The sequence below is a fragment of the Nitrospina sp. 32_T5 genome (assembly GCF_052156635.1).
GTDB lineage: Bacteria > Nitrospinota > Nitrospinia > Nitrospinales > Nitrospinaceae > Nitrospina.
Map to the genome: position 1 here is coordinate 242,410 of NZ_JBQKUO010000002.1, position 26,130 is coordinate 268,539.

A 26,130-nucleotide genomic window follows, 5' to 3' on the forward strand; every position below is an offset into this window, starting at 1 on the left:
CCCTTTGGGGTCAGGAACCGAATTCCAGTTCTTTCTGCCGAAGCGTCTTGATGCGGTCACGCAACTCCGCCGCCTTTTCGAACTCGAGATTCTTTGCGTGGGTGTGCATGCGTTTTTCCAGCTGGGCGATGAAGTCCAGCACATTGCCGCCTGCCATGTATTCTTCCTCTTCTTCCTGAACCATGGGCACCACCGTGTGCCGTTCCCAGTCGCCCATCGTGTCCTTGATCGATTTTTGAATGGAAGTCGGTGTGATGCCGTGCAGTTCGTTGTATTCCGTCTGGATGGCGCGGCGGCGCCCGGTTTCATCGATTGCCTGCTGCATGGCGGGGGTCACCTTGTCGGCATACATGATGACGTGCCCCGAAAGGTTGCGCGCGGCGCGGCCTGACGTCTGGATGAGCGAGGTGGCGGAACGCAGAAACCCTTCCTTATCTGCGTCGAGAATAGCGATCAGCGACACCTCGGGGATGTCCAGCCCTTCGCGCAGGAGGTTGATGCCGATCAATGCGTCGAACTCGCCCAGCCTGAGCTCGCGGATGATCTGGATGCGCTCGATGGTCACGATGTCTGAATGCAGGTACTTGACCTTCAATCCCATCTCGGTGAAATGTTCGGTCAAATCCTCGGCGAAGCGCTTGGTGAGGGTGGTGACCAGTGTCCTTTCGTCGCGCTCGGCGCGTTGGACAATTTCGTGGTACAGGTTGTCCACCTGTCCGCTCACCGGACGCACCTCAATCAGTGGGTCGACCAGTCCCGTCGGCCGCACGATCAATTCGGCCACCTTGTCCCCGGACTGCTCCAGTTCGTGGGAGCCGGGCGTGGCGCTGACATAAAGCAGGCTGTTGTGCCGTGCCGAAAACTCCTCCCACTTCAGGGGCCGGTTGTCGAAGGCCGAGGGCAGGCGGAAGCCGTAACGGATGAGCGTCTCCTTGCGCGCGCGGTCCCCTTTATACATGCCGTGCAATTGCGGGATGGTGACGTGACTTTCGTCGATCACGAACAGGGCGTCGTCCGGAAAGTAATCGAGGAGGGTGGGCGGCGGGCTTCCGGGTTCTCGTCCCATCAAGTGCCGCGAATAGTTTTCGATACCCTGGCAGTATCCGATCTCGCGGATCATCTCCAGGTCGAACATGGTGCGCTGTTCGATGCGCTGGGCCTCAATGAGCAGGTTCTGGCTGCGGAAATACTGGATGCGCTCGCGAAGTTCGTCCTGGATGTCGGAGATGGCCCGCTCCAGCTGGTCTTTCGGCGTGGTGTAGTGGCTGGCCGGGTAGATGGCGATGCGATCGATTTCGTTCAGCGTCTCCAGCGTCAGGGGGTCGAACGTGGAGAGCCGTTCGATTTCGTCCCCGAAAAACTCGATGCGCACCGCCTCGTTGCGTTCGTACACCGGCAGGATTTCGACGATATCCCCCCGCACGCGGAAGGTACCGCGCTGGAAATCGATGTCGTTGCGCTTGTACTGGATGTCGACCAGCTTGCGCAGAACCCGTTCGCGGTCGGTTTCCATGCCGCGTTCCAGAAACAACAGCATCCCGTGGTACGCCTCGGGCGAACCGAGGCCGTAAATGCACGAAACGCTGGCGACGATAAGAACATCCCGTCGTTCAAACAAAGCGTGGGTGGCCGCGTGGCGCATCTTGTCGATCTCGTCGTTGATCGAGGCGTCCTTCTCGATGTAGGTGTCGGTGGTGGGCAGGTACGCTTCCGGCTGGTAGTAGTCGTAATAACTGACGAAGTAGCCCACTGCGTTGTCAGGAAAAAAATCCTTGAACTCGTTGTACAACTGGGCGGCAAGGGTTTTGTTGTGGGCGATCACTAGGGTCGGCCGCTGGAGTTTTTCAACCACGTTGGCGACGGTGTAGGTTTTTCCGGATCCCGTGACGCCAAGCAGGGTCTGGTGACCGCCTTCCGTGTACTGCCGGACCAGCTGTTCGATGGCCCGTGGCTGGTGCCCGGAAGGGGAAAAATCGGCTTTCAATTGAAAGGGTTGCATATGCGGAATTGCGTTATTGTCTGGTTTTCGGCAAGTGTGTTACATTAAGGACCTGAAAACTCTGACTTTTCAGAACCCTGGAAGCCCAGCGTCCTCCCCGGACGATCTTCAGCACGGCGGACCCCGGATGGTTTTCCGGCGCCGGTGCCCGCGGAATGAAAGCGAGGGCGGCCTTCGGTACAGTTTACGACACCTCCAACCCGCGAAGGAAACGATTTTGTGGAAGCCGCCTCCAATGCAGATGTGATCAAAACCCTCCACCACAACGGCACCACGATCACCCTCCTCGGCACCGCCCACGTTTCGCAGAAAAGCGTGGAACTGGTTGAGGAAAAGATCCGTACCGGCGATTACGACTGTGTTGCGGTCGAGTTGTGCCCGCCACGATACGAAAACATGGTCAACCAGTCGTGGTGGAAAAACCTCGACATTTACCAGATCCTGAAAAGCGGAAAGGGATCGCTGTTGCTCATAAACCTGGCGCTTTCCGCCTACCAGCGCCGGCTGGCGGACAAGCTGGGCATCGAACCGGGCAAGGAAATGGCGCGGGCCATTGATCTCGCCAAGGAGCACAATCTGCGGCTGGAGGTGATCGACCGCGATATCACCACCACCCTCCAGCGCATGTACCGGCGGGTGGGGTTCTGGCAGAAATTGAAACTGGTCGGCGGCATGATCGCCAGCATTTTTGTCGGTGAAGAGGTCACGGAAGAACAAATCGAAAATCTGAAAGAAGGCGACATGTTGCAGTCGCTGGTAGAAGAATTCGGTGAGGAATTGCCGGAGATTAAGGAAGTGCTGATCGACGAACGCGACCAGTACATGGTGGGAAAACTGGTGAAGCTAGCCGAGACCCCTGATGCACCGAAGAACATTCTGGCCCTCGTCGGCGCCGGCCACCTGATCGGCATGGTGCCGGCGTTCCAGTCGCCCCCGGATACAAAAGTGGTGGAAGAGCTTGATCGGAAACCGCCTCCCGGCCGGGTGGGGTATTACGTCGGCTGGGGCATCGGGCTGTTTATCATCAGTATGTTCGCCGTGGGGTACATGCGCTCGCCGGAGCTCGGCACCGACCTCATCCTCACGTGGGTGGTGTTGAACGGAAGCCTGAGCGCGCTGGGTGCGGCGCTGGCGTTCGCGCATCCGTTGTCCATTCTCACCGCGTTTGTCGCGGCTCCGATCACCTCGCTCAACCCCACCATCGGGGCCGGCATGGTGGTGGGCATCGTGGAATCCTTCATCCGCAAACCTCGGGTTGCAGATTTCGAGTCCATGCGGTCAGACATCGCGCAGTGGTCCATGTGGTGGAAAAACCGCGTGGTGCGGGTGTTCCTCATCTTCTTTTTCGCCAACCTGGGGTCCGCCGCCGGAACCTTCCTGGCCGGCACCTCCATCGTCCATCAACTGGTGCGCTGATGACTTCCGGGAATGCATCCCGCGTGGCGGTGACTCCCCCCGCGATCAGCAAATCTCCCTTCCTGCGCAAGAGTATTTCCGACCTGTTTCCCGACGTGCGGTTCAATGATTCCGGCCGGTACCTTACCGAAGACGAATTGATCGAGTTTTGTGATGGAGTGGAGGCATTGTTGATCGGTCGCGATCCCCTGACCGAAAAAGTGCTCGCGGCATTGCCTCAACTTCGCCTGGTCGCCAAGTACGGCGTCGGACTGGATAACCTGGACATCCCGGCCATGGAACAGCGAGGGGTGCGCCTGGGCTGGAAGGCGGGGGTCAACCGGCGCTCGGCGGCGGAGCTGACCCTGGCCTTCATCCTGGGCCTGTGCCACAACGTGTTCCGGACCGGAAGCGCGCTCAAACAGGGGCAGTGGGAAAAAGCAGGAGGCGTCATGCTGAAGGGGAAAACCGTCGGGGTCATCGGTTGCGGCCATATCGGTTCCGACGTAGTGCGGCTTCTGCTACCGTTTGACTGTCGCATCCTCGTTCGTGATATTCTGAACAAGCATTCGTTCTGTGCTGACATGGGAGCCCAGCAGGTGGATTTTGACACGGTGATCCAGGAATCGGACATCGTCACCCTGCATGTCCCCCTGACCGATGAGACGCGGAACCTGATCGATCCCTGGGCGTTCCGGGAAATGAAACCGTCGGCGTATCTGGTGAACACCAGCCGCGGTGAAGTCGTGGACGAGAAGGCCCTCAAGCGTGCCCTCATGAATGGTGACATTGCCGGTGCTGCATTGGACGTTTTCGCACTGGAGCCGCCGGAAGATGCGGAACTGCTGGACTGTCCCAACCTGTTTGCCACGCCGCACATTGGGGGCAATTCCAAGGAGGCGGTGGAAGCCATGGCGCAATCGGCCATTTCGTTTATCGTGGACCATTTCAAGGAAAGCGGGTGGATTCTGTGAACGCACGTGGATTGATATTGGTATTGGGAATGCTTTGTGGCCTGTTGGGGTTCCTGCCGTTGGCTCAGGCGGTCCAGGCCGTGGACCCTCTGAAAGCTTTGGAACTGCTTCGCCAGAAAAAAGAATTTGAAGAAAAAGAACTGAAAAGGCTGTCCACCATGAGAAAAGTTCCCGCCGGGGAGTTTGTGATGGGACGCAACGGGGTCAACAAAAACGAGGCTCCCGCGCACAAGGTGTACCTGGATGCGTTCTATATCGATGTTTACGAAGTGACGCAGCTGCAGTATCTGGAGGTGATGAAAGAGAACCCCAGTTATTTCAAAGGTTGTTCACTGTGCCCGGTGGAGAAAGTGACGTATTTCCAGGCCGTTTCCTATTGCAGCAAGGTGGGCAAACGCCTTCCCACTGAGGCGGAATGGGAAAAGGCCGCACGGGGAGGGACCCAGACTCCCTATCACTGGGGGAAGGACCTCATCGATTTTTATGCGTGGTACGGCAACAACTCCGGAGGCCGCACCCAGCCGGTGGGCCAGCGGAGACCCAACTCCTTCGGCCTGTACGACATGACTGGCAACGTATGGGAATGGGTGTCTGACTGGTACAGCCGTGATTACTACAAAATCGCCCCGGCGAAAAATCCGCGTGGGCCCGATGCGGGCACATTGAAATCGGTGCGCGGCGGGGGGTGGGGCGGACCGCCGGAGTTGCAGGCGCACGCCTACCGCGATTACAAGGAGCCGGACACGCGCTATATCAACGTCGGCTTCCGCTGTGCAAAGGATGCCAAATCATGAGCGACGAGCTGGAAGACTTGACCGGCGACGGTTACACACACGCGGACTGGCAGAAACATTATGACGACGGCGATATGCCCTGGGACCTGGGCGAAGTCGCACCCCCCTTCGTGCGTTTGTGGGAAGACGGGCGCGTTCCGAAAGGCCGCATGATCGTTCCCGGGTGTGGGCAGGGACACGAAGTGAAGTTCTTTGCCGGACACGGAATGGATGTGACCGCGGTGGATGTCGCTCCCGGGGCGGTTGAGCGACTCCGTGCCCATCTGCAAAATGCAGGAGTGGATGCAAGGGTGCTCCATGCAGACTTCTTTTCACTGAGCGGCGAAAACGATTCGCTTTATGATGTGTTCCTGGAGCAGACATTTTTCTGCGCCATCCATCCCGATCTGCGCTCCAGTTATGTGGACGTGTCGCACCGTATTTTGAAGCCGGGTGGATTGTTGATCGGGTTGTTTTATGAGACCGGAGAAAAGGGCGGCCCCCCTTTCAACACCACCGCCGACGACATCCTCCATCATTTCAGCGAACGGTTTTCCATCCGCAACCTTGAAAAATGTGAAGATTCCATCGAAAAACGCCAGGGCAAGGAATGGCTGGCAATCCTGCAGCGTCAATGAATGGGAAAGCGGTTCAGTTTGTGAGCGGTTTCCGGCAATCCGCGACGTCGTTTTTCGGTGAATTGACCAGAGTGGTGACAGGATGAAAGCCGAGTGTGTCATCGGCCAGGGGGCGTAGCAGGTTTTTTAAGGTCTGGGGCGGCGTGGAAGCGTCAAGCCAGACACCATAATTATCCGGATTCAGAATTACCGGCATTCGGTGGTGCAACCCCTGCAATTGCCGGTTGGCCTCGGTGGTGATGATGGTGAAGGTGTCCACCGGCCCTTTCGGGTCGTTCCAGGTGGACCACAATCCCGCAAACGCAAACAGGCCGCCGTCCTGCATGAATATGTATTGCGGCGTTTTGGCGCCGTTGTCCTGTTTCCATTCGTAAAACCCGTCGGCGGGGACCAGACAACGGGTTTGCCGGAACGCGGCTTTGAAGCTGGGTTTTTCGTGCACCGTCTCGGCGCGGGCGTTGATCAGTTTGTGGCCAAGCTTTTCGTCTTTTGCCCACGTGGGAAGCAGTCCCCAGCGCATGGGGCGCAACTGACGTTCCCCGTCCTCGGTCACCACGACGGGCAAAACCTGGCTGGGCGCGATGTTGAAACGCGGATCGTGTGTGATACCGATAGGAAGTGCCTCAAAATGTTCTTGAAGGGTTTTCACAGGTTTGGTCAGGCTGTAGCGTCCGCACATGGTGATTGGTTTCCTGTTTTACTGGAAAATGCAGAAGGGGGTTTCGATTCCTGTTCCTATGAATATAATAATATTAATTCACATTGCAAATGCTAACTGATTTATTCGCGGTCACAGCGGGGTTTGAACTTTATGATGCAGAGAGACGGTAAAAAAATCTATTCCGGTATTTTTCGCGACGGCGGCGCAGGGGCTTACGCCAAGCGCCGCTTCCGGGAGCGCCGTAAAAAATTGATGGATGCGGAAAACCTGTTGATGGTGATGACGGGGGTGCCGTACGGTCCCGGCCAGGAAACGTTGTGGACGTACGCCTTTGTGCCGACTTACCAGGAACCGAGCCTCATGTACCTCACGGGGGTCAACCAGACGGAAGTGATCCTTTTGCTGGATCCGCATTCCAGGGAATCGGATGAAATCCTGTTTGTGAAAAAAAAGGATCCAAGCAAGGAGTTCTGGGACGGAATCCGCTTCGGCGTGGGCGATCCCAAAAGCGTGAACGAAGTCAAACGCGTGACCGGGATGAAAGATGTGCGGGATATCGACGATTTCGAAGCGGTATTCAAGGAACGCTTCCTGAAACAGCCGGAGAAAAAAGTCGGCGCCTTCTGGCTGGAAGGCATCCGCAACGGCAAACGGACCACCATCAAGTCCGACCACAACTGGAATTTCAAGCAGCAGGTTGAGCGTATGTTGCGCAAATGGAAGGCTCCGAAAGGGGCTTTGCACAACATCATGGAAACGCATTTCGATCTGCGCCTGCCGCTGGACAAGTACGATGTGGAGAACACGTTGAAGGCGAACCGCCTGACGGCCGCGGCGTTCAAGGAAACGCTGGGACGATTCCGCGAGTTCAAAACCGAGTACGAGATTCAGGGCTTCATCGAAGGGCAGATGCAGATGCGTTCGCCCTACGGATTGAGCTTCCCTTCCATCATCGCATCCGGCCACAATGCCACGGTTCTGCATTACGTGAAGAACGACGATCCGGTGAAGAAGCAGGAGATGGTTCTACTGGATTTCGGTGTGCGCTGGATGACCATGCACGCGGACATCAGCAGAACGGTTCCCGCATCCGGAAAGTACAATCCATTGCAGAAACTTCTTTATGAGATTGTGTTGAAAGCGCAGTTGGAAGTAGAGAAACAGGCCTGCGCTGGCCGGACCATCCAGGAACTCAACGAACTGTGCTGGGATACGGTAAATTATTACCTTAAAAAAGATTTCCTTGATGAGGGCGGCAAATGCAAGCTCAAGTACAAAGAGCGGCCGCACGGGGTGAGCCATCTCATCGGCGAACAGGAGCACGACGGCGACCCGTTCCGCAATTACGCCGTTCAGCCCATGAAGCCCGGCTGGCTGATCAGCAACGAGCCCGGCCTGTATGGCCAGTTCAAGATCAGGTTGAATGGAAAAAGCTTCGACCAGGAAATCGGCATCCGCATTGAGGACAACCTGTTGATAACGGAAAAGGGATGCCGCAATCTTTCGCAGTCCGTACCGAAGCGCGTTGCGGAGATCGAAAAGCTGATGAACGGGAATAAGTGAGGACTACTTCAGTTCCTTGAGGGATTCCAGAACTTCTTCGGCGTGGCCCTTCACCTTCACTTTTGGCCAGATTTTGCGCACGACACCCTCTTTGTCAATCAGGAAGGTGCTGCGCACGATGCCCATGAAAGTCTTGCCATAGAGTTTCTTTTCCTGCCACACGCCGTATTTCTGCACCACCTTTTTGTCCTCGTCGCTGATGAGGGTGAAGGGCAGGTCGTATTTTTCGATGAACTTTTGGTGGCGTTCCGGGGAGTCGACGCTGACGCCAAGCACCTGCGTGGTTTTGAATTTCTGGTGGAGGTCCCTGAAATCGCAGGCTTCGGTGGTGCAACCCGGGGTCATGTCTTTGGGGTAAAAATAAAGGACAACGTTCTTTTTGCCGCGGAAGGAACTCAGCTTGACCTTGTTGCCTTTTTGATCGGGAGCCGTGAAATCCGGCGCTTTGCTGCCTTCTTTGATCATACAGCGCCTCTGATCACAGCCCCAGTTGGCCGTAAGCCTTATCGAGATTTTGATTGAGCTCCTGAATCATTTTCATGAGTTCCTGAGGCGGGGTGCGGCCGGGGGTTTTATTGACGATTTGCCGTGCCAGGTCCAGATTGGCGGCAATGGTGTTGAATGTTTCCTGGGAAGGTGCATTGGATTTCGAGCACAGGGTGTCCCAATGGGTCACCAGTCGGGCCAGCTTGCTGTCCACCTGGAAGCCAAGCATCGACTCCCCTCTGAGAGAGGTGGCTTTTTCCATATAGCCCCAGACCCCTCCCTGCGCCTGGGTGGTTTGCAAGTTTCCCCGCAACTGTTTTGCAGCTTTTTCACAGGCCGACTTTTCTGCGAGCCCCACATTGGCAAAAAACAAGCTGGACATAAGAAAGAGGCCCAGAAGACGGGAAACAGTTTGGACTGGGCGGCGGTTCCTAACATTGTCAAACATCCTAACCTCCTTTTAGGGCGGTCACAGATCTGTCCGGTTGATCAGTTGATTACACTTTTAAGATTAACTTTCCAGCATCTAATCATTTATTGACCAGTTGTGTCAAATTTTATTTAGAGTTCAAAGTCCATCAAAATATTGAAAACAGGGAAGCTTTGCTTGAACCAATGCTTTACCGAAAGAGGGCGAGGTGCCGGTATTTGGTGAAAGCAGGATCCTCCCGGAGACTGGGTAAAAGTTCAGGTTTGTTCTCTCTGACAAATTGGAGATTGCGTACCATCTGGGGTTCGTCGCCTTTTTGTGCGTAACATTTGGCAAGCAATACGTGGTGCGACAGGATGTATTCGTGATTGGGGTGGTTCATGGAAATTTTTTCCAGCATGGAGATGGCGCGGCCGTACTCGCCGGTGTTGTAGTGGGTGGCGGCAGTGTTGAGCTTCGCCATCAGGTGGTTTGGTGCCATGCGCAACACCATGGAGTACACGGCCAGGGCCCGTTTATGCATTCCGTAATGGGAAAACAATTCACCACGGCGGTTCAACGCTTCTGCAGGAAGAAAAAACAACTCGTCCGGATCCAGGGCGTTGGGGATGCTGTGATCGTTGGGTGGTAACTCCGAAAGGCTGGTTTTGGCCAGATTGTCCGGGTCGCCCAGCTCCATGGCTTTCTGGTAAAACTTCCGTGCATCTTTCATGTTGCCGCGCAGAGCATATAAATCCCCCATCTCCTGATAGGACTTGGCCTGCAATATGGGGTCGCTGTCGATGTTGGCCATCATGGTTTCGATGGAGATCTCCGTCAATTCCAGCCGGAGCAGGAGGCTGGCGAGACCTACCAGGATTTCCTGAGTGGGTTTGTCCTTCGGATTCAGCCGTGCTGCGGTCTGGATTTCAAACAGAGCCAACCCATATTCGCCCGACTGGTAGAGGGAGCGTGACCGGCTCATGTGATACTGGTGTGCAATCACGGTTTTCGGTAGTTCATCGACGCGATCGGTCTTGATCATTTCAATCAGTTTGCGCGCAGATTCCACCTTCGGGTGGTTGGTCCGCATTTCATAAAGGCGCTCGAGATACGACTGCGACTTTTCAAGTTCGCCGCGCACTGCGTACAAGTAGCCCAGTTGATACAGCGCGTCCAGGTGTTTTGGGTCGATTTCGATGGCTTTGAGAAACGCCTTCTCAGCGCCGGGAAGGTCGTTCAGGTAAAAATGATTCATCCCTCTTTCATAGGGGTAAACGGGGGATTCTGGATCCAGCTCCGCGGCCAGTTCGAGTTCCAGGTTGGCTTCGTTCATCTCCCCGTTTGCCGCCAGTGTGAGCGCGTACTCGTAATGAGCCTCCGGCAGTTTCTGGTGCTGGTTGACGGCAATACCGCATCCGCGCTTGGAAAGATCCACCACCCCAAGCATCCGGTAAATCTCGCAATTTGCGTAATGGATGGCCGGGTGACGGGGCTGGATACTGCGTCCTTTCAACAGCGTCTGGTGTGCTTCGCGATAACGGCCCAGTTCATACAGGAGCAGCGATTTCAGGACCAACGGTGTGCCCTTGTTGGGCCGTTCCTGGATGAGTTTTTCTGTAAGCGGCAGTGCCTCGGCGAATTCATTCTTCTCTGCATGCGCCAGCACTTTTAGATACTCCTTGTCCTGGCGGTCCTGCTTGGCGAAGTGCGGGTCCCACAGGGCGATTTCGATGCTCGGCCAGGTGGCGAAAGCGGGGGAGGCCTGCAGGGCGAAAGCCGTGAGGAGGCCTGCTGTTCCAATCCAGAATTTCAAGCGTTTCAAAATAAGGTTCCTTTATTGTTGAAGGTATTTCCTGCGGAAGTCGGGATTTTGTATGAACCGGACCGCGCGGGTCGCCTTGCGGCTCCGCGATTTTTTGTTGGCCGAAAACCGGGTGCCGGTGTTGAATATCACGCCGAAGGAATTGAAGTGGCCGTTGGCTTCGGAGGACCACAGGGCCCCGCATCCCTCTTTTGCGAAAATGGGGTCAATGTGGATGACCATCTCACTTCCGACCTGGGAGCTGTTGGTTTTGTCGGCCTCATACAGCGTGCGCAACTCCTCCAGCGTCGGCATCCGCCAGTCGATGTGACCGGCAAAGGTGGTGTCGTTCAGGTCCTCAACGTAGGAAAACACTTCCCGCCAATTCATCCAGCGACCCGTATCGAGATACGAATCCTTTTTAGCCCACATGAGACCCGTCCGGGTGTCGCTGATGGTGCCGTCGCCGTGGTCAATGAATCTTTTGTCAGCCGACCACGCCGCAACCGACATGTCCAGGGATTGGCCGGGGGTGGCGCCTGCGAGCATCAGAAAGAGGGACAACATCAGTCCGGATAGGACAGGCAAAAGACGATGGGATATTGATTTCATTCTTTCCATATTATAAAAATCCCGTGCGAAACAAAACCCCGGCGATTCAGGCCTGCCCCAGCTTCTCCTTGAACAGCTTGTTGAGCAGGCCGGGATTGGCCTGCCCCTTGCTGGCTTTCATGGCCTGTCCGATGAAATAACCGAGCACCTTGTCCCGCCCCTCCTTGAATTGCTGCACCTGATCGGGGCTGGCGGCGATGATGTCATCCACGATCCTGCCCAGTTCTCCCTCGTCGGAAATCTGCGTCAGTCCCTTTTCTTCAATGATAGCGGCGGGTTCCTTTCCGGTCTGGTACATTTCCTCGAATACCGCCTTGGCAATCTTGCCGCTGATGGTCCCGGCATCGATCAATTTCAGCATGTCTGCAAGCTGACCAGGGGTCACCGGGCAGTCGCCGATGTCGCGGTCATCCTGGTTGAGCAGGCGCAACAGCTCCCCCATGATCCAGTTGCTGGCCAGCTTTGGCTGGTTGAACAGCGCGACGCACTCTTCGAAATAGTCGGCCAGCGTGCGCGAGGTGGTCAGCACCCCGGCGTCGTATTCGGGAATGGCGTACTGCTCGACGAAGCGCTGGCGTTTTTCCTCCGGCATCTCCGGTAATTCGCGGCGGATCGATTCAATCCAATCCGCATCGCATGCGACGGGAACGAGGTCCGGTTCCGGAAAATAGCGGTAGTCGTGCGCCTCTTCCTTGGAGCGCATGGAGAAGGTGACGCCCCGGTTGGCATCGTAGAGCCGGGTTTCCTGAACCACTTGATCGCCCTGATCAAGTATCTTGGTCTGCCGCTCCACCTCGTGCTCGATGGCCTTCTGCACGAATTTGAAGGAGTTGATGTTCTTGAGCTCGACACGGGTGCCGAATTCCTGTTGCCCCACAGGGCGGAGCGATACGTTGGCGTCGCATCGGAAACTGCCTTCCTCCATGTTGCAGTCGCTCACGTCCGCGTACTGCAACACGGATTTGAGCGCCACGAGGTACTCCCTCGCCTCCTCCGCGCTCCGTAGTTCCGGTTCGCTCACGATTTCGATCAACGGCACACCGGTGCGGTTGTAATCGACATAACTCTTGTCCGGATCGCCCAGGTTGTCGCCGTGGATGGACTTGCCGGCGTCTTCTTCCATGTGGATGCGTGTGAGGCGGATGCGCTTCGGTCCGCCGGAAGTCTGGATGGTCAGGTGGCCACGGAGCCCGATGGGCAGATCAAACTGCGAAACCTGATAGCCTTTCGGCAGGTCCGGGTAAAAATAATTCTTGCGCGCGAACTGGTTCACCGGCTGGATCTCGCAGTGCGTGGCCAGGCACGCCTTCATGGCGTATTCCACCACCTTGCGGTTGAGCACCGGAAGCACCCCCGGCATGCCCAGGCAGACCGGGCAGGTGTTCTCATTGGGCTTTTTGCCGAATTCGGTGGAGCAGGAACAGAAAATCTTGGACCGGGTTTTCAACTGGGCGTGGACTTCCAGTCCGATGACCGTTTCGTATTTCATGGGGCGTGTGTTTCCGGGGCCGTGGGCCGGGTTGCATTGCGGCCGGAGGCCGGGCAATGGATTGAATTTACGGATTCTAATACATGGCGGAAAATGCCGTCAACTTTCTCTACATGGCGGTGAAACCCCCGTCCACCGGAAGCAGGGTGCCGGTGACGAACGACGACTCGTCGCTGGCCAGAAACAGGCAGGCGTTGGCGACCTCTTCCGCCTTTGCGAACCGCCGCAGAGGATAGTAATGTTCCTTCCAGTCCTCCATCAATTCGGCGTTGCCGCGCAGTTCCTCGGTCATGTCCGTCTCCACCATGCCGGGACAGACGGCGTTGGAACGGATGTTCATGGGACCGTACTCCACCGCAATCGAACGGGAAAGCTGGTTGAGTGCGCCCTTGGAGACGTTGTACGCTCCGGTTTGCGGAACGGCAACGAGGCCCAGGATGGAACTGATGTGTACGATGGAGCCGGATTTCCGTTCGACCATGTGGGCCAGCACCCGGCGGGTCAGGAGGAACAGGCCGCGCAGGTTGATGTCCAGCACCTGATCCCACATGTCATTGGGGGTCTCGTGCAGGGAACCGCCCCCGAGTGTTCCCGCGTTGTTGACCAGCACGTCGATCTGGCCGAACTGCTTGAGGGTGAGGTCGATCAACCGGTCCACGTCTTCTTCTTTGGTGATGTCTCCCGGCACGGCCAGGACGTTGGCTCCCAGTCGCCGGGCCGCCGCTTCCAGCGGGTCTTTTCGCCGCCCGAACAACGCGAGGCGCGCACCTTCCCTATGAAACCGCTCTGCGCAGGCAAGGCCGATGCCGGTACCGCCGCCGGTGATGATGACGGTCTTGTTTTCAAGTCTCATGGCCGATTCCCCGTACAAATGTGGATGTTTCATCTATATAATGGTGAAGCCTGAAATATACCATTTCACGCCGCAGCAAAACACCGCAATTCTCCAACGGACCCGGAGGCACCGGAATGGCCAGTTTGAAATACGTTTACTACCTGTTCGGCGGATTCATCGGATTCGTCTGCGGGCTCATTATCCAGATGATATTCATGGCGCTGGAGCGGTCCGGCACCCTGATTCTGGGCAACTTCGCCCGCGACTACGGCGTGGTGGGCCGCATCCTGATTTACCTGGTGGAGGGCATCCCCTACATGGGTGTGGCCTTCGGCGTCCTGCTCGTCCACTATATGTTCGGACAGCGGTTTGCCGAGGAAAATCAGGAGGATGGCGGTAAAGAAAATTGAAACCAAAAACTGCAAGGTTTACAATAGCCTCCGATTGAATCGGTGATACAATAAAAATATCAATACCTTCTGACACAAATTCATGACCAGCAAGTTCAACGAAAATATCCTGAAAGCCCTCACTACCACCGAAGAGGCGCTTAAAATATGCAAAGAGGCGATGGAAGACGCCAATGACGAAACCTGTCGCGCCATGTATGCGGCCATGATCAAGGACTGCGAAAAGCACGTCCAGATGCTGAAAGGGGAGATCGATCTCCACAAAGTCCAGAAAAAATGGGATGACAACTCGAAGTAGTGAGTATGCGTATCTTGATCGTTGAGGACGAGAAAAAGGTCGCCGGATTCATCAAGAAAGGCCTGGAAGAGGAGACCTACGCCGTCGATGTGGCTACCGACGGGGAGGAAGGCCAGAACCTGGCGGAGATGAACCAGTACGACCTGATCATCCTCGACCTCATGTTGCCGAAAATCAAAGGGCTTGATGTGCTCGCCCACCTGCGCGGAAAGAACATCAATACCCCGATCATCCTGCTGACAGCCAAGGATTCCGTGGAGGACAAGGTGACGGGGCTCAACCAGGGCGCCGACGATTACCTGACGAAGCCTTTCGCCTTTTCGGAACTGCTGGCGCGCATCCGGTCGCTGTTGCGGCGGGGGCAGAACGAGACCAAGACCCTCCTGCAGGTCGGCGACCTGACGCTGGACCTTGTGAGCCACAAGGTGAAGCGCGGCGGTGAGGAGATCGAGCTCACAGGCAAGGAATACAGCCTGCTGGAATACTTCATGCGCAATGCGGGCAAGGTGCTGACGCGGACGATGATCGCCGAGCACGTGTGGGATTACAATTTCGATACGTTCACCAATGTCATCGACGTGTACGTCAACCACCTGCGTAAGAAGATCGACAAGCAATACGATCACAAGTTACTGCACACCTTGAGGGGCGTCGGATATGTGATGAGGGAATAGAAGATGGTATTCAATTCCATTCGTTCCAGACTGACCGCCCTCTACGTCGCCCTGCTGGGAATCATCCTGATTCTGTTCAGCATCATCCTCTATTACTTCCTCAACAACCGCCTTTACGAAAGCATCGACAACTCTCTCAAGCTGTCGGCCAGCGTGGTGCGCAAGACCGCGCAACTGGATTACTCCCGCACGCCGCTTCCGGGCCTCGAGTTCTTCTTCGAGCAGTTTCTGGGATACGGCAACCTCAATAAGTTCTACCGAATTTACGACGGGTCCGGCAACGTCGGCTCGCGTTCCAAAAACATCGATGCCTCCAAATTTCCGTTGTCGCAGGATGCTTACGGGCGGGCGTTGAAAGGTGAGATGACTTACGAGACCTTCACCGTCGCCGACGGCCACCCCATCCGCGTCATCACTATGCCGGTACTCCGCGACGGCACGCTGGTCAACCTCATCCAGGTGGGAACGTCGCTTGAAGGCGTCAAGGAAACCATGCGGAACCTGCGCATCTTTTTGTTCACCGGGGTACCGACAGTCTTGCTGTTGAGTGCGCTGGTGGGACGCTTCCTCGCGCGGCGGTCGCTGGAACCGGTGGCGAAGATCACGCATACCGCACGCGACATCGCGAGCGGCGGCGACCTCAGCCGGCGCATTCCGGTGCCGGAGGTGCAGGATGAAATCGGCAACCTCGCTCTCACGTTCAATGACATGATGGACCGCCTCGAGCGGTCGTTCGCCAAAATCCGCCAGTTCAGCAGCGATGCCTCCCACGAACTGCGTACGCCGCTGACGGTGATGAAAGGGCAGAGCGAGCTCGGGCTCAGCAAACTGCGCAAGCCGTCGGAGTACCAGGAGGTGCTGTCCAGCAATCTGGAAGAAATCAATTACATGTCGCACATTCTGGACGACCTGTTTGTCCTCGCGCGGGCGGACGAGGGGCAGCTTCCCATGGAAACGGAACGGGTCAACCTCGTCACCGTTATTGAGGACGTGTGCAAGAACGTGGAAATCCTGGCTGAAGAAAAGGAAATCGAAATCAAGATCGCCTACCTGGAGTCGGCGGAAGTCATTGGTGACGGGCATCGCCTGAAGCAGATGGTGTGGACGCTCCTGCACAATGCGGTCAAGTACACACCGGAAAAAGGGCTCATCAAGATCACCCTGCAGGATCTGGGCGACTACGCGTTCCTCAGCATTCAGGACAACGGCATTGGAATCCCGGAAACAGACCTGCCGTGGATTTTTGACCGGTTCTACCGCGTGGACAAGGCGCGGTCACGTTCTGAAGGCGGCAGTGGGCTGGGTCTCAGTATCTGCAAACACATCGTCGAGATGCACAACGGCACGATCGAGGTGGACAGCAGGGTGGGCGAGGGCACGCGCTTCAAAATCCGCCTGCCCAAGGACCGGGCCGCCAGCCGCAAAATCGCCTGAAACTCCTTCGAAACCTCCGCTTTCTCTCTTTTCGATTTCTCCAGCCGGGCTTGCCGGGATTCGGCAGAATTAGAATTTCCGTGGTACCCTGTACTCATTCCCCTTCCACATTCCACAGGAGATTTATGGTTGGACTGCGGATTGTGTTCATGGCCCTGTTTCTTGTGGCCCCTGGCTGTTTGTTTTCCGGCACCCCGCCGGAGGCTCCCAATACAGTCCATCACTATCAGTTCTCCCTTCCCGGTTTCAACGCGACCTTCGATCTACTGGTCAAACGATTTCATCAGCTTCACCCCGGTTACCGGGTCCAGGTGCATCAACTTCCCACCGGCACCGACGACCAGCACCAGTTTTACCTGACACATATGAAAACCCGTGGATCCGGCCGCATTGACGTGTTGGCACTGGATGTCATCTGGATGGCGGAATTTGCCCGGGCCGGGTTGCTCTCTCCACTCAATGAGGTTGTGCCAGAGGAAGAGTGGAACGATTTCTTTGCTGCGAGCGTGCAGGCGGGAATATTTGGTGAAACCCGCTACGGTGTGCCGCTGTTTGTCGATAGCGGTGTGATGTACTCAAGAAAAGACCTGTTGCAAAAGCATGGATTCAGCAAACCACCCGCTACATGGGGTGAGCTTGTGACGATGGCTGAAACCATCACGCAGGCGGAACAGGACGACCGGCTTTACGGGTTCGTCTGGCAGGGCCGCCAATATGAGGGGCTGGTCTGCAATTTCATGGAGTTTCTGCCGCGGGGCGAGCCGTGGCTGTTACCGGGGAATGGAGAGCGGTTGAACCGTGCCCTGATCGAACCGCGTCTGCGGTTCATGCGAAGGCTTTTGACCGACGGAGTCTCACCGCCGTCTGTTTTGGCGATGGCGGAAGAGTCGAGCCGCCATGTTTTCCAGAACGGGCGGGCGGTGTTCATGCGCAACTGGCCGTATGCCTGGCGGCTGATGCAACAGCCGGATTCGCCGGTGGCAGGCAGGGTGTGGATGTCGCCTCTGCCGGCGGTGGAACGGGGTGAGGCGGGACGTGGAACGCTGGGCGGGTTTTTGCTCGGCATGCATCGCGACACGCCGGTGCCGGTAGCGGCGCGGGCATGGATTGCGTTTCTGACGCAACCGGATGTTCAGCGCGTGTTGTGGCTCAAGCTGGGATTGACCCCTGCGCGCAAATCGGTTTTGCGAGGTGCCCCGCCTCCGTATGCTCCGCCTGTAAACGTTCTATTCGAGGCGATGGAATACGCGGCGCCGCGTCCGGCCATGCCGCTGTACATGCCGCTGTCGCAATCCCTGCAGGCCTATCTGAACGGGGGGCTGGGGGAAGTGTATACCATAGACGAGGCCATGCGGTTGATAGACGCGGACCTTCAACGCTTGACGCGGGTGCTGAACGATGAAGCAGGAACTTAAAGACCGCCTGCTGTTTCTGGGGCCAATGTTGATTCTTCCGGGGCTTTTAGTGGCGTGGCCGCTTTTCGAAATCGTGATCCTCGGATTCAAAACCAGGGTCGCGCTGTTCGGGATCGACCGCTGGGTGGGGCTGGAGAATTACCGGTACCTGTTTGGTGAGGATTTTCGTTTCTGGAAATCGGTGACGAACACGTTGTACTTCACCGGCGTGTCCGTGGTGCTGGAATTTGTCATTGGACTTTTTTTTGCACTGTACCTGCGGTTCGGGTCGGGATCGGTGTGGTGGAAAACGATCCTGCTCCTGCCTTGGGCGATTCCGAACGTGGTCAGCGCGCGGTTGTGGCAGTGGATGTTCCACTCGGAAGCGGGAATTGTCAATCACATGCTGCAGACACTGGGAGCCGTGGATGGGCCGGTGTACTGGCTGGCGGATCCGGGCCTCGCTCTTCATGCCGCCATTCTGGCGGACGTGTGGAAGACGACCCCGTTCATGACGCTTCTTTTATTCGCAGGGTTGCAACGCGTTCCGGAATCTCTTTTGATGGCGGCGCGGGTGGATCGCACACCCCCGCTCCGCCTGCTCATGCGCATTTTGCTTCCGGCACTGCGTCCGGCAATCCTCACCGCACTGGTCTTGCGTCTCCTCGACGCGTTCCGGGTGTTTGACGTGATTTATGTGATGACGGGCGGCGGCCCGGCCAACAGCACGGAAACGCTTTCCATTTATGCTTACCGCACTTATTTTCAGGCATTGCAGTTCGGGTACGGTTCGTCGGTGGCGCTGGTGCAGGTGGGAATGATGGTCGCCATCACCTGGATTGTTGTCGCTGTCTTAAAGGACCGGAGGCAGACGGTATGAGGCGGGTGAATCATTTTCTTTTCCTGTTCGTATTGTTCGCGTGGAGCCTGGGGCCTTTTATCTGGCTTTGGATCACCTCGGTGAAGCCTCCCGGCACGGTGGCGCAAATGCCACCGGTGTGGCCACAGACGTTCAGTTTGGAGAACTACCGTTCGGTTTTGCAGAACGAGGCGTTCCTGAATGTGGTGGCGAACAGCCTTTGGGTGTCGCTGGGTGCGACGGGAGTGTCGCTCGTAGTGGGAACGATGGGTGCGTTCGGATTGAGTGTGCTGATGACGCGGAACCGCGAGGCGGTCCTTCTGGCGTTGCTGGTGGTGTTCATGCTGCCGCAGGTGGCGGTGGTGACGCCACTGTACGAAGTGTTGGGTGTTCTGGGTGGAATGGACACGGTATGGGGGCTCGTCCTCGTGTACAGCCTGTTCACCGTACCGCTGGTGGTGTGGGTGATGACACGGTATTTCGAGGAGATTCCGCGCACGTTATACCACGCTGCGCGGGTGGACGGATGCGGCGCGTGGACCGCGTTCCGGCGCGTGTACCTGCCACTCGGCGTGCCGGGCATGGTGTGCGCGGGACTGCTCGGAATCCTCTTTTGCTGGAACGAGTTCCTGTTTGCCTTGACGTACACCACGTCCTACGCGTCACGCACCATTCCTGTGGGCATCACCTTGTTCACGGGCCAATACGAATTTCCGTGGGGAGAAATTGCCGCCGCCAGTTCCCTGGTCACATTCCCCATTCTTCTGGCGGTGGTCGTGGCGCAGAAATATCTGGTACGCGGACTGGTGGGAAGCGGGATCAAAGGGTGAAATATGGGCACCATTCGTCTCGAACACATAGCACACCGCTTCGGCGAACGAAGAGTGCTAAATGACATCGACCTCGATATCGAGCAGGGAGAGTTTCTCATCGTTCTCGGTGCCAGCGGCTGTGGTAAAACCACCCTGCTCAACCTGGTCGCGGGATTGCTGACGCCGGAATCCGGCCGCATTCTGTTTGAAGGGCGCGACATCACGGGGCAGGATGTGTCCCGGCGCAATGTCGCGTACGTATTTCAGGATTACGCGCTTTACCCGCACATGACGGTGGAGGAGAACATCCGGTTTCCGCTGGAGAATATGAAATGGTCGAAAGCGAGCATGGCGGTCCAAGTGGAAGAAACGCTTGAGCGTCTCCATCTGGCAGACGTCCGTGGCCAAATTCCGGCTCAGTTGTCCGGCGGACAGAAGCAGCGGGTGGCCGTTGGGCGGGCGCTGGTGCGGGACCCCGCTTTGTTTCTGTTCGATGAACCCCTCAGCAACCTGGACCCGCAGCTTCGCGACCATCTGCAGGTCGAACTCAAACACCTGCACCGCCAGCTGGGAAAAACGTTCATCTATGTGACGCACGACGCGAATTCGGCGATGGTGCTGGGTGACCGCGTGGCTTTTTTATCGGGGGGACGCATCCGGCAGGTGGCGTCGCCAGGGGTCCTGTACCGGGAACCGGCGACCTTGGAAATTGCCCGGTTTTTCGGCTTTCCCCCGTTCAATGTCCTTGAGCAGGAAGGGTTGAACCAATTGTTACAGGAACCGGTTCCGAAAACCGCCGTGAAAGCAGGCATCCGTCCGGAACACGTGCGGATCGTCCCCGATGAAAGCGGGCCCCATCAAGTCCTGTGGGGGCAGTTGCTGGGAGACCGGGCTTTCGCCACGGTGTCGTTGGGAGGTGTTTCCCTGTGTGGTGTGTGCGAATATTCCGGCCTGCGGGAAGGGGAACGGGTGTCCGTTCACATCGATAAAAATAATATGATGTATTTTGACGATGAGGATTTTAGAATAACGGATTGTTGACTGGTTTCAAAAATTTGTGGATGGTTTGAAGAGGAGGTATCTGGAATGTGGGTGCACCGACCTTACGGACCGGTTCTTGTGATGGGCGAGGTCCTGTTTGACAAGTTTGAAAATGGAAAGCGGCTGGGAGGGGCGCCGTTCAATTATGCCTTTCATCTTCATAAGATGGGCATTCCCGTGCACTTCATCAGCCGGGTCGGAGACGATGCCGAAGGCCGTGAAATTCTGGAGTTCGCCCGGAGCCACGGATTCCCCACCGGGGGCATCCAGATCGATCCTCACCATCCGACGGGGGAAGTGGTGGTCAATACCGATTCCAGCAACGGGCATCGATTCGAAATCCTGCCGGACCGCGCTTACGATTTCATCGAGGTCGATGTGTACCTCCAAAAACGTTTTCGTGATGACATTCCACTGGCTTACTTTGGTACCCTTATCCAGCGAAATGGGAAATCCCGCGAAACCTTGCAGGAGATTCAGAAGAAGCTGGGGCTGAAGTCCACCTTCTTGCTGGATATCAACCTGCGTGCTCCGTTTTACGACCGGGATGTGATCGAAAATTCGCTTAAAAACTGCGACATCCTGAAAGCCAACCGGCATGAGCTTCAGGAAATCAAAAAGCTTCTTGCCATAGATAAAACGATGGTGGAGCTCCCACGGTATCTGGCGGAACGTTACAAGCTGGGGCTGGTCTGCGTGACGAATGGAAACAAGACCAGTGTCATTTTTGAAACGGGAAACCGGAATCCGTTCCAATGCACCCCGGATGACAGCTATGAAATCGTGGATTCCGTCGGGGCGGGGGACGGGTTCAGTTCCATGCTGTCGCTCGGCTACTTGGCAAGCTGGCCGTTGCAGACGGTCCTCGAGCGCGCCTGTGTGTTTGCCACCGGGTTGTGCGGTGTGCAGGGTGCGTTGCCGGGCGACGACAAATTTTATCAACCCTATCGACTGGTCAGGTGATGGGTCAGAACAGCCAGGGCCTGTACATCATGATGTTCAGCATCCACGGATTGGTCCGCCCCCGGAACATTGAAATGGGCCGGGACGCGGACACCGGCGGACAGGTGAAGTACGTCATCGAACTGGCTGAAGAACTGGGCAAGCGTCCGGAAGTCCGGCGGGTGGATCTGTTCACACGTCTCATACGCGACCGCCGTGTCTCGGAAGATTATTCCGTTCCGGTGGAAAACCTCACCGACAAGGTTCGTATCGTTCGCATTCCCTGCGGCGGCGGCAAATACATCCGCAAGGAATTGCTGTGGAACCACCTCGACGAATTCATCGACAAGACGGTTAAGTACATCAAGCGCGAGGACGACATCCCTTATCTCGTTCACGGACATTATGCCGACGGGGGTTATGTGGCCCGTCACCTCGCGTCTTTGTTCGGGGTGCCGTTCGTTTTCACCGGGCACTCACTGGGCAAAGCCAAAAAATCCAAGCTGTGCGACGAGGGCTTGTCCGACGAAGACATGAACCGGAAGTATCACATCGATTACCGGATCCGTGTGGAAGAGGATATTATCGGTTGCGCCGACCTTGTGGTTACCAGCACGCACCAGGAGGTGGAACGGCAATATGGAATGTACGAGCACAACACCGTTCCCGAATACCTGGTCAATCCCCCGGGGCTTGATCTTGAACGCTTCTTTCCTTACTACGCGGAGGATCAGGAAAACGAGCACAGCCGCCAGGCGCGAGTGGCCATCGACAACGAACTCAATCGTTTTTTCCTGAACACGGACAAACCGCTCATTCTTGCTTTGTGCCGTCCGGACAAACGAAAAAACATCGGCGCACTCATGCAGGCATACGGCGAGAGCAAGGAGTTGCAGGCCATTGCCAATCTGGCCGTCTTTCTCGGCATTCGCAAAAACATCATGGACATGGGCGACAACGAAAAATCCGTGCTCATTGAAACTCTTTTGCTCATGGACAAATTCGATTTGTACGGAAAGCTGGCGATTCCGAAGAAACACGATTTTACGTATGAGGTGCCGGAGCTATACCGCATGGTGGCTTTGCGTCAAGGTGTGTTCGTGAACCCCGCACTCACGGAGCCGTTTGGCCTGACCCTGCTGGAATCCGCCGCCTGCGGTGTTCCCATTGTCGCCACCAATGACGGCGGTCCGGTGGACATTGTCAAGAACTGCCAGAATGGCCTTTTGATCGATGTCTCGGATCCGAACACCATCAGCCGGGCTATCAAGGAAATTCTAATCGATCCGGAAGAATGGAAGAGGTTTTCCAGCAACGGTATCAATAACGTGCGCACGCATTACACCTGGGATGCGCATATCGATCGTTACCTGGAAACGATCCATGGGTTGAAGGGCGGGTCCCATAAGGATTTGTATGCCATTGACGGCGATCCCATTGCCGTTAAGATGCTGAGTCGCAACAAGATGATTGTGTGTGACATCGACAACACCCTGACCGGGGACCCGGAATCCCTTGAAAAGCTGCTTGCCTTGATTGACCCTTATAAAAAATCAATTGCATTCGGTGTGGCAACGGGTCGAACCATCGACTCCGCCCTGGAGTTTCTCAAGGAGAATAATGTTCCGGTTCCGGAGATACTGATCACCTCCGTCGGCGCTGAAATTTATTATGGAGGATCCGGAAATCCCGATCAGGGCTGGGCCATGCACCTGCGCCAGAAATGGGACAAGGAAAAAATCAAGAGGTTGCTTGGCACGCTTCCTTTTTTGGAACCCCAGGAGCCTGAAACCGAACGTGAATTCAAGGTCAGTTACTATATGGAACCTAAAGAAGAATATCTAAAGCAGGCTCATGATCTGTTGACCCGCAACGGTTGCCGTTACCAGTTGATTTATTCGCATCAGCAATTTCTCGATATTCTGCCGCAACGTGCCTCCAAGGGGAAAGCGCTTCGCTACCTCAGCTATAAATGGGAAATTCCGCTGGAAAATTTCCTGGTTGCCGGGGATTCCGGAAACGACGAGGAAATGATGCGCGGTGACCCGAAGGGTGTGGTGGTTGGTAATTACAGTGAGGAAATGGAAATGCTTAGAGGCAAGCGGGGTGTATATTTTTCCAAACTAAACTACGCGGCGGGAGTGATCGATGGCATTCACCGCTACCGATTCCTGGAGTCTTGAAGTGAACGATTCGTATTCCATCGCAACGCTTTTGAAGGAAGAGGAGATCAAATGCTTCCGCGAGTTCATTTATGAACTGGATCATGATCCGCAGAAGCATTTTCTACGCAACGACATTGTTCTCAAATCCGAAGCGTACCTCAGGCAGAAAAACCAGGCCCATCCGGAATTGGGCGGATTCGAAGGTCTGAAACTCTTTCTTTCGCGGACGCAGGAGATGCTGTTGCTGGACCAATACGCAGTGCTTCTCTATCGCGCAAAAGTCGGTCAGTATCAGTTTTACCGGTTTCATAAAAATGAAGAAACGGTGGATGAATTGAATCCAGAGGAGTTTCTGGATTACCGCGAAGTGGTTGCGGGCTACCCGTACGAACCCGCCGAAAAGAAACTGGAAATCAACTTCGGTCCTTTTTACAGTCTGGGGCCGGTGATCCGGGACCACCGTAAAATCGGTTCGGGGCAACGGTTTTTGAACAGTTTCATGGCGGGAAAACTGCAGGGGGAATGGAGCAAATGGCAGGCCCACCTTTGCGACTTCCTTAAAATTCACAGTATCAACGGGGAACAGATTCTCGTGGATGGGCAAATCGTGCAGGACCCGCACCAGCTGTTCGAAGCCCTGCAGAAAGCCATCAGCTACCTGGAACGTCAACCGGAGAACGGACCGATCCAGAAGGAGAAAAGTCATTTGCGGGGCCTGGGGTTCTGTGACGGGTTCGGCGATACGGTGGGCAGGGTGCTCAAGAACCTCCAGTTGCTGGCCAACCTGCTTGAGGAACCGCGGGCGGAAAACCTGGAGGAATTCATCAGCGTGATTCCCATGGTGAGCCGGGTGGCCATCATTTCTCCCCATGGATGGTTCGGGCAGGAGAATGTGCTGGGCCGTCCGGATACGGGAGGGCAGGTCGTTTATATCCTCGACCAGGTCAAGGCTCTCGAAAAATACCTGAAGGCTTCCCTTCGGAACGCGGGCCTCAAAGCCCAACCGAAGATAATCATCGTCACCCGCCTGATTCCGGAAAGCGAAGGAACCACCTGCGACCATCGTTTGGAAAAAGTTCACGGAACACAGAACTGCTGGATATTGCGTGTGCCGTTCAAGGACGAGCATCAGAACATCGTTCCACACTGGATGTCGCGATTCCGCGTGTGGCCCTACCTTGAGCAGTTCGCGCTTGATGCCAAGAACGAACTCTTGACGGAATTCGGCGGAAAGCCCGACCTCATCGTCGGCAACTATTCCGACGGAAACCTGGTTGCGTCGCTTCTTGCATCGTGGTTGCAGGTCATTCAGTGCAACATCGCGCACGCGCTGGAAAAGCCAAAATACCTGTTCTCCGCACTGTACTGGAAAGATCTTGAGCCCGACTATAATTTTTCCCTGCAGTTCACTGCCGACCTCATTGCCATGAACAAGGCGGACATCATCATCTCCAGCACCTCGCAGGAGATCGCGGGCACCGACACGAGCATGGGCCAATACGAATCGTATCGACTGTTTTCTATGCCGGGTCTATACAAGGTGGCCAATGGCGTCCACTTGCATCACCCGAAATTCAATGTGGTGTCGCCGGGGGTGGATGATTCGTTGTACTTTCCGTTTACGCAGAAGAACAAGCGCATGGAAAATCAGACGGGCGAGTTGACGGAACGATTGTTTCACCACGGTGGGCCTGAGGCATACGGCGAGTTGAGCGATCCGGACAAGCCGCCTATTTTCACCATGGCACGCCTCGATAAAATCAAAAACCTGACAGGGTTGGTTGAGGCATATGGCCAGAGTCCGCAGTTGCAGGAAATGGCGAACCTCATTGTGGTGACGCGGTCAATTCGCGAAGAGGGTGTGGAAGACGATGAAGAGCGGCATCAATTGAAACGCATGTATGAATTGATCGCGCAATACGATCTGTATTCCAAAATACGCTGGGTGGAAAACTCGTCACGGCAGAACGGAGCTGAGATGTACCGGATGGTCGGAGATCGCCAGGGGGTGTTTGTGCAACCAGCCCTGTTTGAAGCTTTCGGACTGACGGTGCTGGAGGGCATGGCAAGCGGGCTTCCTGTATTTGCCACGCAGTTCGGCGGGCCACAGGAAATCATTCAGGATGGCAAGAACGGCTTTCTCATCAACCCCACCCAACCTCCGCTCATCAGCGAACCCCTGGTGAAGTTCCTGGATCGCGCCGGATCCGACTCAATGTACTGGAAAACGATTTCGGGCCAGGCCATTACGCGTGTTAAAGAGGCATACACGTGGAAGCTGTACTCGGAGAAACTGCTCAAGTTCGCGAAGTTGTATGGATTCTGGAATTACTCGGAATTATCGGAGGAAAAAAAAGAGCTGGATCAATACTGCAATCTACTGTTCCACCTGTTTTTCAAGAAACGCGCCGACATGTTGATGCCAAAATAAACCGGTCATTTGGAAACGTGGTATGTGGCCGA

General features: G+C 55.9%; 24 protein-coding genes. 16 read left to right on the plus strand and 8 right to left on the minus strand.

Features of this window, described 5'->3' with window-relative positions; genetic code table 11:
- Positions 1–10 precede the first annotated feature (10 nt).
- On the minus strand, positions 11–1,999 hold the full coding sequence (gene uvrB, locus ACTRW9_RS05945) for an excinuclease ABC subunit UvrB (protein WP_442428645.1): 1,989 nt from the start codon (positions 1,997–1,999) through the stop codon (positions 11–13).
- A 219-nt stretch (positions 2,000–2,218) separates the two neighbouring features.
- Here uvrB and ACTRW9_RS05950 point away from each other — a divergent pair, with 219 nt between their 5' ends.
- Genes ACTRW9_RS05950 through ACTRW9_RS05965 form a run of 4 tightly spaced genes read left to right on the plus strand, consistent with a single transcriptional unit; the run spans position 2,219 to position 5,779 of the window.
- The gene (locus ACTRW9_RS05950; RefSeq protein ID WP_442427073.1) at positions 2,219–3,415 is read left to right on the plus strand and encodes a TraB/GumN family protein; all 1,197 of its coding nucleotides are present in this window, start codon (positions 2,219–2,221) and stop codon (positions 3,413–3,415) included.
- Positions 3,415–4,368 (plus strand): phosphoglycerate dehydrogenase, encoded by a 954-nt coding sequence (locus ACTRW9_RS05955; protein ID WP_442428646.1) that lies wholly within the window; start codon positions 3,415–3,417, stop codon positions 4,366–4,368. The genes ACTRW9_RS05950 and ACTRW9_RS05955 overlap by 1 nt, the downstream gene beginning before the upstream one ends.
- On the plus strand, positions 4,356–5,162 hold the full coding sequence (locus ACTRW9_RS05960; protein WP_442428647.1) for a formylglycine-generating enzyme family protein: 807 nt from the start codon (positions 4,356–4,358) through the stop codon (positions 5,160–5,162). Before ACTRW9_RS05955 ends, ACTRW9_RS05960 begins: the two co-directional genes overlap by 13 nt.
- A complete protein-coding gene (locus ACTRW9_RS05965) occupies positions 5,159–5,779 on the plus strand; it encodes a methyltransferase domain-containing protein (protein WP_442428648.1) in 621 nt (206 codons plus the stop codon). The genes ACTRW9_RS05960 and ACTRW9_RS05965 overlap by 4 nt, the downstream gene beginning before the upstream one ends.
- A gap of 13 nt (positions 5,780–5,792) precedes the next feature.
- Here ACTRW9_RS05965 and ACTRW9_RS05970 read toward each other — a convergent pair whose 3' ends face one another.
- Entirely contained in the window at positions 5,793–6,458 is a 666-nt protein-coding gene (locus ACTRW9_RS05970; protein ID WP_442428649.1) for an SOS response-associated peptidase, read from the minus strand.
- Between the two features lie 132 nt (positions 6,459–6,590).
- Here ACTRW9_RS05970 and ACTRW9_RS05975 point away from each other — a divergent pair, with 132 nt between their 5' ends.
- The gene (locus ACTRW9_RS05975; RefSeq protein ID WP_442428650.1) at positions 6,591–8,003 is read left to right on the plus strand and encodes an aminopeptidase P N-terminal domain-containing protein; all 1,413 of its coding nucleotides are present in this window, start codon (positions 6,591–6,593) and stop codon (positions 8,001–8,003) included.
- 3 nt (positions 8,004–8,006) lie between these two features.
- Here the strand turns inward: ACTRW9_RS05975 and bcp are convergent, their stop codons facing one another.
- The 6 genes from bcp to ACTRW9_RS06005 form a co-directional block, all read right to left on the minus strand.
- Complete coding sequence (gene bcp / locus ACTRW9_RS05980; RefSeq protein WP_442428651.1) at positions 8,007–8,468, minus strand: thioredoxin-dependent thiol peroxidase; 462 nt, start codon at positions 8,466–8,468, stop codon at positions 8,007–8,009.
- Positions 8,469–8,481: 13 nt separating this feature from the next.
- Entirely contained in the window at positions 8,482–8,937 is a 456-nt protein-coding gene (locus ACTRW9_RS05985) for a hypothetical protein (protein ID WP_442428652.1), read from the minus strand.
- Positions 8,938–9,109: 172 nt separating this feature from the next.
- Entirely contained in the window at positions 9,110–10,723 is a 1,614-nt protein-coding gene (locus ACTRW9_RS05990) for a tetratricopeptide repeat protein (RefSeq protein WP_442428653.1), read from the minus strand.
- 12 nt (positions 10,724–10,735) lie between these two features.
- Entirely contained in the window at positions 10,736–11,314 is a 579-nt protein-coding gene (locus ACTRW9_RS05995; RefSeq protein WP_442428654.1) for a DUF1566 domain-containing protein, read from the minus strand.
- A 46-nt stretch (positions 11,315–11,360) separates the two neighbouring features.
- Complete coding sequence (gene gatB, locus ACTRW9_RS06000) at positions 11,361–12,803, minus strand: Asp-tRNA(Asn)/Glu-tRNA(Gln) amidotransferase subunit GatB (protein ID WP_442428655.1); 1,443 nt, start codon at positions 12,801–12,803, stop codon at positions 11,361–11,363.
- 109 nt (positions 12,804–12,912) lie between these two features.
- The gene (locus tag ACTRW9_RS06005) at positions 12,913–13,656 is read right to left on the minus strand and encodes an SDR family NAD(P)-dependent oxidoreductase (RefSeq protein ID WP_442428656.1); all 744 of its coding nucleotides are present in this window, start codon (positions 13,654–13,656) and stop codon (positions 12,913–12,915) included.
- A 116-nt stretch (positions 13,657–13,772) separates the two neighbouring features.
- Between ACTRW9_RS06005 and ACTRW9_RS06010 the strand changes: the two genes are divergently transcribed.
- From ACTRW9_RS06010 to ACTRW9_RS06060, 11 genes are all read left to right on the plus strand, one after another.
- Complete coding sequence (locus ACTRW9_RS06010; protein WP_442428657.1) at positions 13,773–14,048, plus strand: hypothetical protein; 276 nt, start codon at positions 13,773–13,775, stop codon at positions 14,046–14,048.
- Between the two features lie 82 nt (positions 14,049–14,130).
- Positions 14,131–14,346, plus strand: a complete 216-nt coding sequence (locus ACTRW9_RS06015; protein ID WP_005011682.1) for a DUF2383 domain-containing protein — start codon at positions 14,131–14,133, stop codon at positions 14,344–14,346.
- A gap of 5 nt (positions 14,347–14,351) precedes the next feature.
- Positions 14,352–15,020 (plus strand): heavy metal response regulator transcription factor, encoded by a 669-nt coding sequence (locus ACTRW9_RS06020; RefSeq protein ID WP_442428658.1) that lies wholly within the window; start codon positions 14,352–14,354, stop codon positions 15,018–15,020.
- A 3-nt stretch (positions 15,021–15,023) separates the two neighbouring features.
- Complete coding sequence (locus ACTRW9_RS06025) at positions 15,024–16,454, plus strand: sensor histidine kinase (RefSeq protein WP_442427059.1); 1,431 nt, start codon at positions 15,024–15,026, stop codon at positions 16,452–16,454.
- A 125-nt stretch (positions 16,455–16,579) separates the two neighbouring features.
- Complete coding sequence (locus tag ACTRW9_RS06030; protein WP_442428659.1) at positions 16,580–17,869, plus strand: ABC transporter substrate-binding protein; 1,290 nt, start codon at positions 16,580–16,582, stop codon at positions 17,867–17,869.
- The gene (locus ACTRW9_RS06035; protein WP_442428660.1) at positions 17,853–18,728 is read left to right on the plus strand and encodes a carbohydrate ABC transporter permease; all 876 of its coding nucleotides are present in this window, start codon (positions 17,853–17,855) and stop codon (positions 18,726–18,728) included. The genes ACTRW9_RS06030 and ACTRW9_RS06035 overlap by 17 nt, the downstream gene beginning before the upstream one ends.
- Positions 18,725–19,537 carry a carbohydrate ABC transporter permease gene (locus tag ACTRW9_RS06040; protein WP_442428661.1) on the plus strand — a complete coding sequence of 271 codons (813 nt, stop codon included), beginning with the start codon at positions 18,725–18,727 and terminating at the stop codon, positions 19,535–19,537. The genes ACTRW9_RS06035 and ACTRW9_RS06040 overlap by 4 nt, the downstream gene beginning before the upstream one ends.
- Positions 19,538–19,540: 3 nt before the next feature.
- A complete protein-coding gene (locus ACTRW9_RS06045; RefSeq protein WP_442428662.1) occupies positions 19,541–20,560 on the plus strand; it encodes an ABC transporter ATP-binding protein in 1,020 nt (339 codons plus the stop codon).
- 45 nt (positions 20,561–20,605) lie between these two features.
- Positions 20,606–21,523, plus strand: coding sequence for a PfkB family carbohydrate kinase (locus tag ACTRW9_RS06050; RefSeq protein ID WP_442428663.1), 918 nt, complete (start codon positions 20,606–20,608; stop codon positions 21,521–21,523).
- Positions 21,523–23,685, plus strand: a complete 2,163-nt coding sequence (locus ACTRW9_RS06055) for an HAD-IIB family hydrolase (RefSeq protein WP_442428664.1) — start codon at positions 21,523–21,525, stop codon at positions 23,683–23,685. The genes ACTRW9_RS06050 and ACTRW9_RS06055 overlap by 1 nt, the downstream gene beginning before the upstream one ends.
- Positions 23,651–26,098 (plus strand): sucrose synthase, encoded by a 2,448-nt coding sequence (locus tag ACTRW9_RS06060; RefSeq protein ID WP_442428665.1) that lies wholly within the window; start codon positions 23,651–23,653, stop codon positions 26,096–26,098. Before ACTRW9_RS06055 ends, ACTRW9_RS06060 begins: the two co-directional genes overlap by 35 nt.
- The last annotated feature ends 32 nt before the right edge of the window (positions 26,099–26,130 follow it).

Excerpts from the sequence above, each read along its gene's own strand:
- ACTRW9_RS06055 (WP_442428664.1), top strand. The coding sequence starts at position 21,523 with ATGGGTCAGAACAGCCAGGGCCTGTACATCATGATGTTCAGCATCCAC.
- ACTRW9_RS05955 (WP_442428646.1), top strand. The coding sequence starts at position 3,415 with ATGACTTCCGGGAATGCATCCCGCGTGGCGGTGACTCCCCCCGCGATC.
- ACTRW9_RS06030 (WP_442428659.1), top strand. The coding sequence starts at position 16,580 with ATGGTTGGACTGCGGATTGTGTTCATGGCCCTGTTTCTTGTGGCCCCT.
- ACTRW9_RS06060 (WP_442428665.1), top strand. The coding sequence starts at position 23,651 with ATGGCATTCACCGCTACCGATTCCTGGAGTCTTGAAGTGAACGATTCG.
- ACTRW9_RS06020 (WP_442428658.1), top strand. The coding sequence starts at position 14,352 with ATGCGTATCTTGATCGTTGAGGACGAGAAAAAGGTCGCCGGATTCATC.
- ACTRW9_RS05970 (WP_442428649.1), bottom strand. The coding sequence starts at position 6,458 with ATGTGCGGACGCTACAGCCTGACCAAACCTGTGAAAACCCTTCAAGAA.
- ACTRW9_RS06035 (WP_442428660.1), top strand. The coding sequence starts at position 17,853 with ATGAAGCAGGAACTTAAAGACCGCCTGCTGTTTCTGGGGCCAATGTTG.
- gatB (WP_442428655.1), bottom strand. The coding sequence starts at position 12,803 with ATGAAATACGAAACGGTCATCGGACTGGAAGTCCACGCCCAGTTGAAA.
- ACTRW9_RS05975 (WP_442428650.1), top strand. The coding sequence starts at position 6,591 with ATGATGCAGAGAGACGGTAAAAAAATCTATTCCGGTATTTTTCGCGAC.
- bcp (WP_442428651.1), bottom strand. The coding sequence starts at position 8,468 with ATGATCAAAGAAGGCAGCAAAGCGCCGGATTTCACGGCTCCCGATCAA.
- ACTRW9_RS06050 (WP_442428663.1), top strand. The coding sequence starts at position 20,606 with ATGTGGGTGCACCGACCTTACGGACCGGTTCTTGTGATGGGCGAGGTC.
- uvrB (WP_442428645.1), bottom strand. The coding sequence starts at position 1,999 with ATGCAACCCTTTCAATTGAAAGCCGATTTTTCCCCTTCCGGGCACCAG.
- ACTRW9_RS06005 (WP_442428656.1), bottom strand. The coding sequence starts at position 13,656 with ATGAGACTTGAAAACAAGACCGTCATCATCACCGGCGGCGGTACCGGC.
- ACTRW9_RS05965 (WP_442428648.1), top strand. The coding sequence starts at position 5,159 with ATGAGCGACGAGCTGGAAGACTTGACCGGCGACGGTTACACACACGCG.
- ACTRW9_RS06015 (WP_005011682.1), top strand. The coding sequence starts at position 14,131 with ATGACCAGCAAGTTCAACGAAAATATCCTGAAAGCCCTCACTACCACC.
- ACTRW9_RS06040 (WP_442428661.1), top strand. The coding sequence starts at position 18,725 with ATGAGGCGGGTGAATCATTTTCTTTTCCTGTTCGTATTGTTCGCGTGG.
- ACTRW9_RS06045 (WP_442428662.1), top strand. The coding sequence starts at position 19,541 with ATGGGCACCATTCGTCTCGAACACATAGCACACCGCTTCGGCGAACGA.
- ACTRW9_RS05985 (WP_442428652.1), bottom strand. The coding sequence starts at position 8,937 with ATGTTTGACAATGTTAGGAACCGCCGCCCAGTCCAAACTGTTTCCCGT.
- ACTRW9_RS05995 (WP_442428654.1), bottom strand. The coding sequence starts at position 11,314 with ATGAAATCAATATCCCATCGTCTTTTGCCTGTCCTATCCGGACTGATG.
- ACTRW9_RS06025 (WP_442427059.1), top strand. The coding sequence starts at position 15,024 with ATGGTATTCAATTCCATTCGTTCCAGACTGACCGCCCTCTACGTCGCC.
- ACTRW9_RS06010 (WP_442428657.1), top strand. The coding sequence starts at position 13,773 with ATGGCCAGTTTGAAATACGTTTACTACCTGTTCGGCGGATTCATCGGA.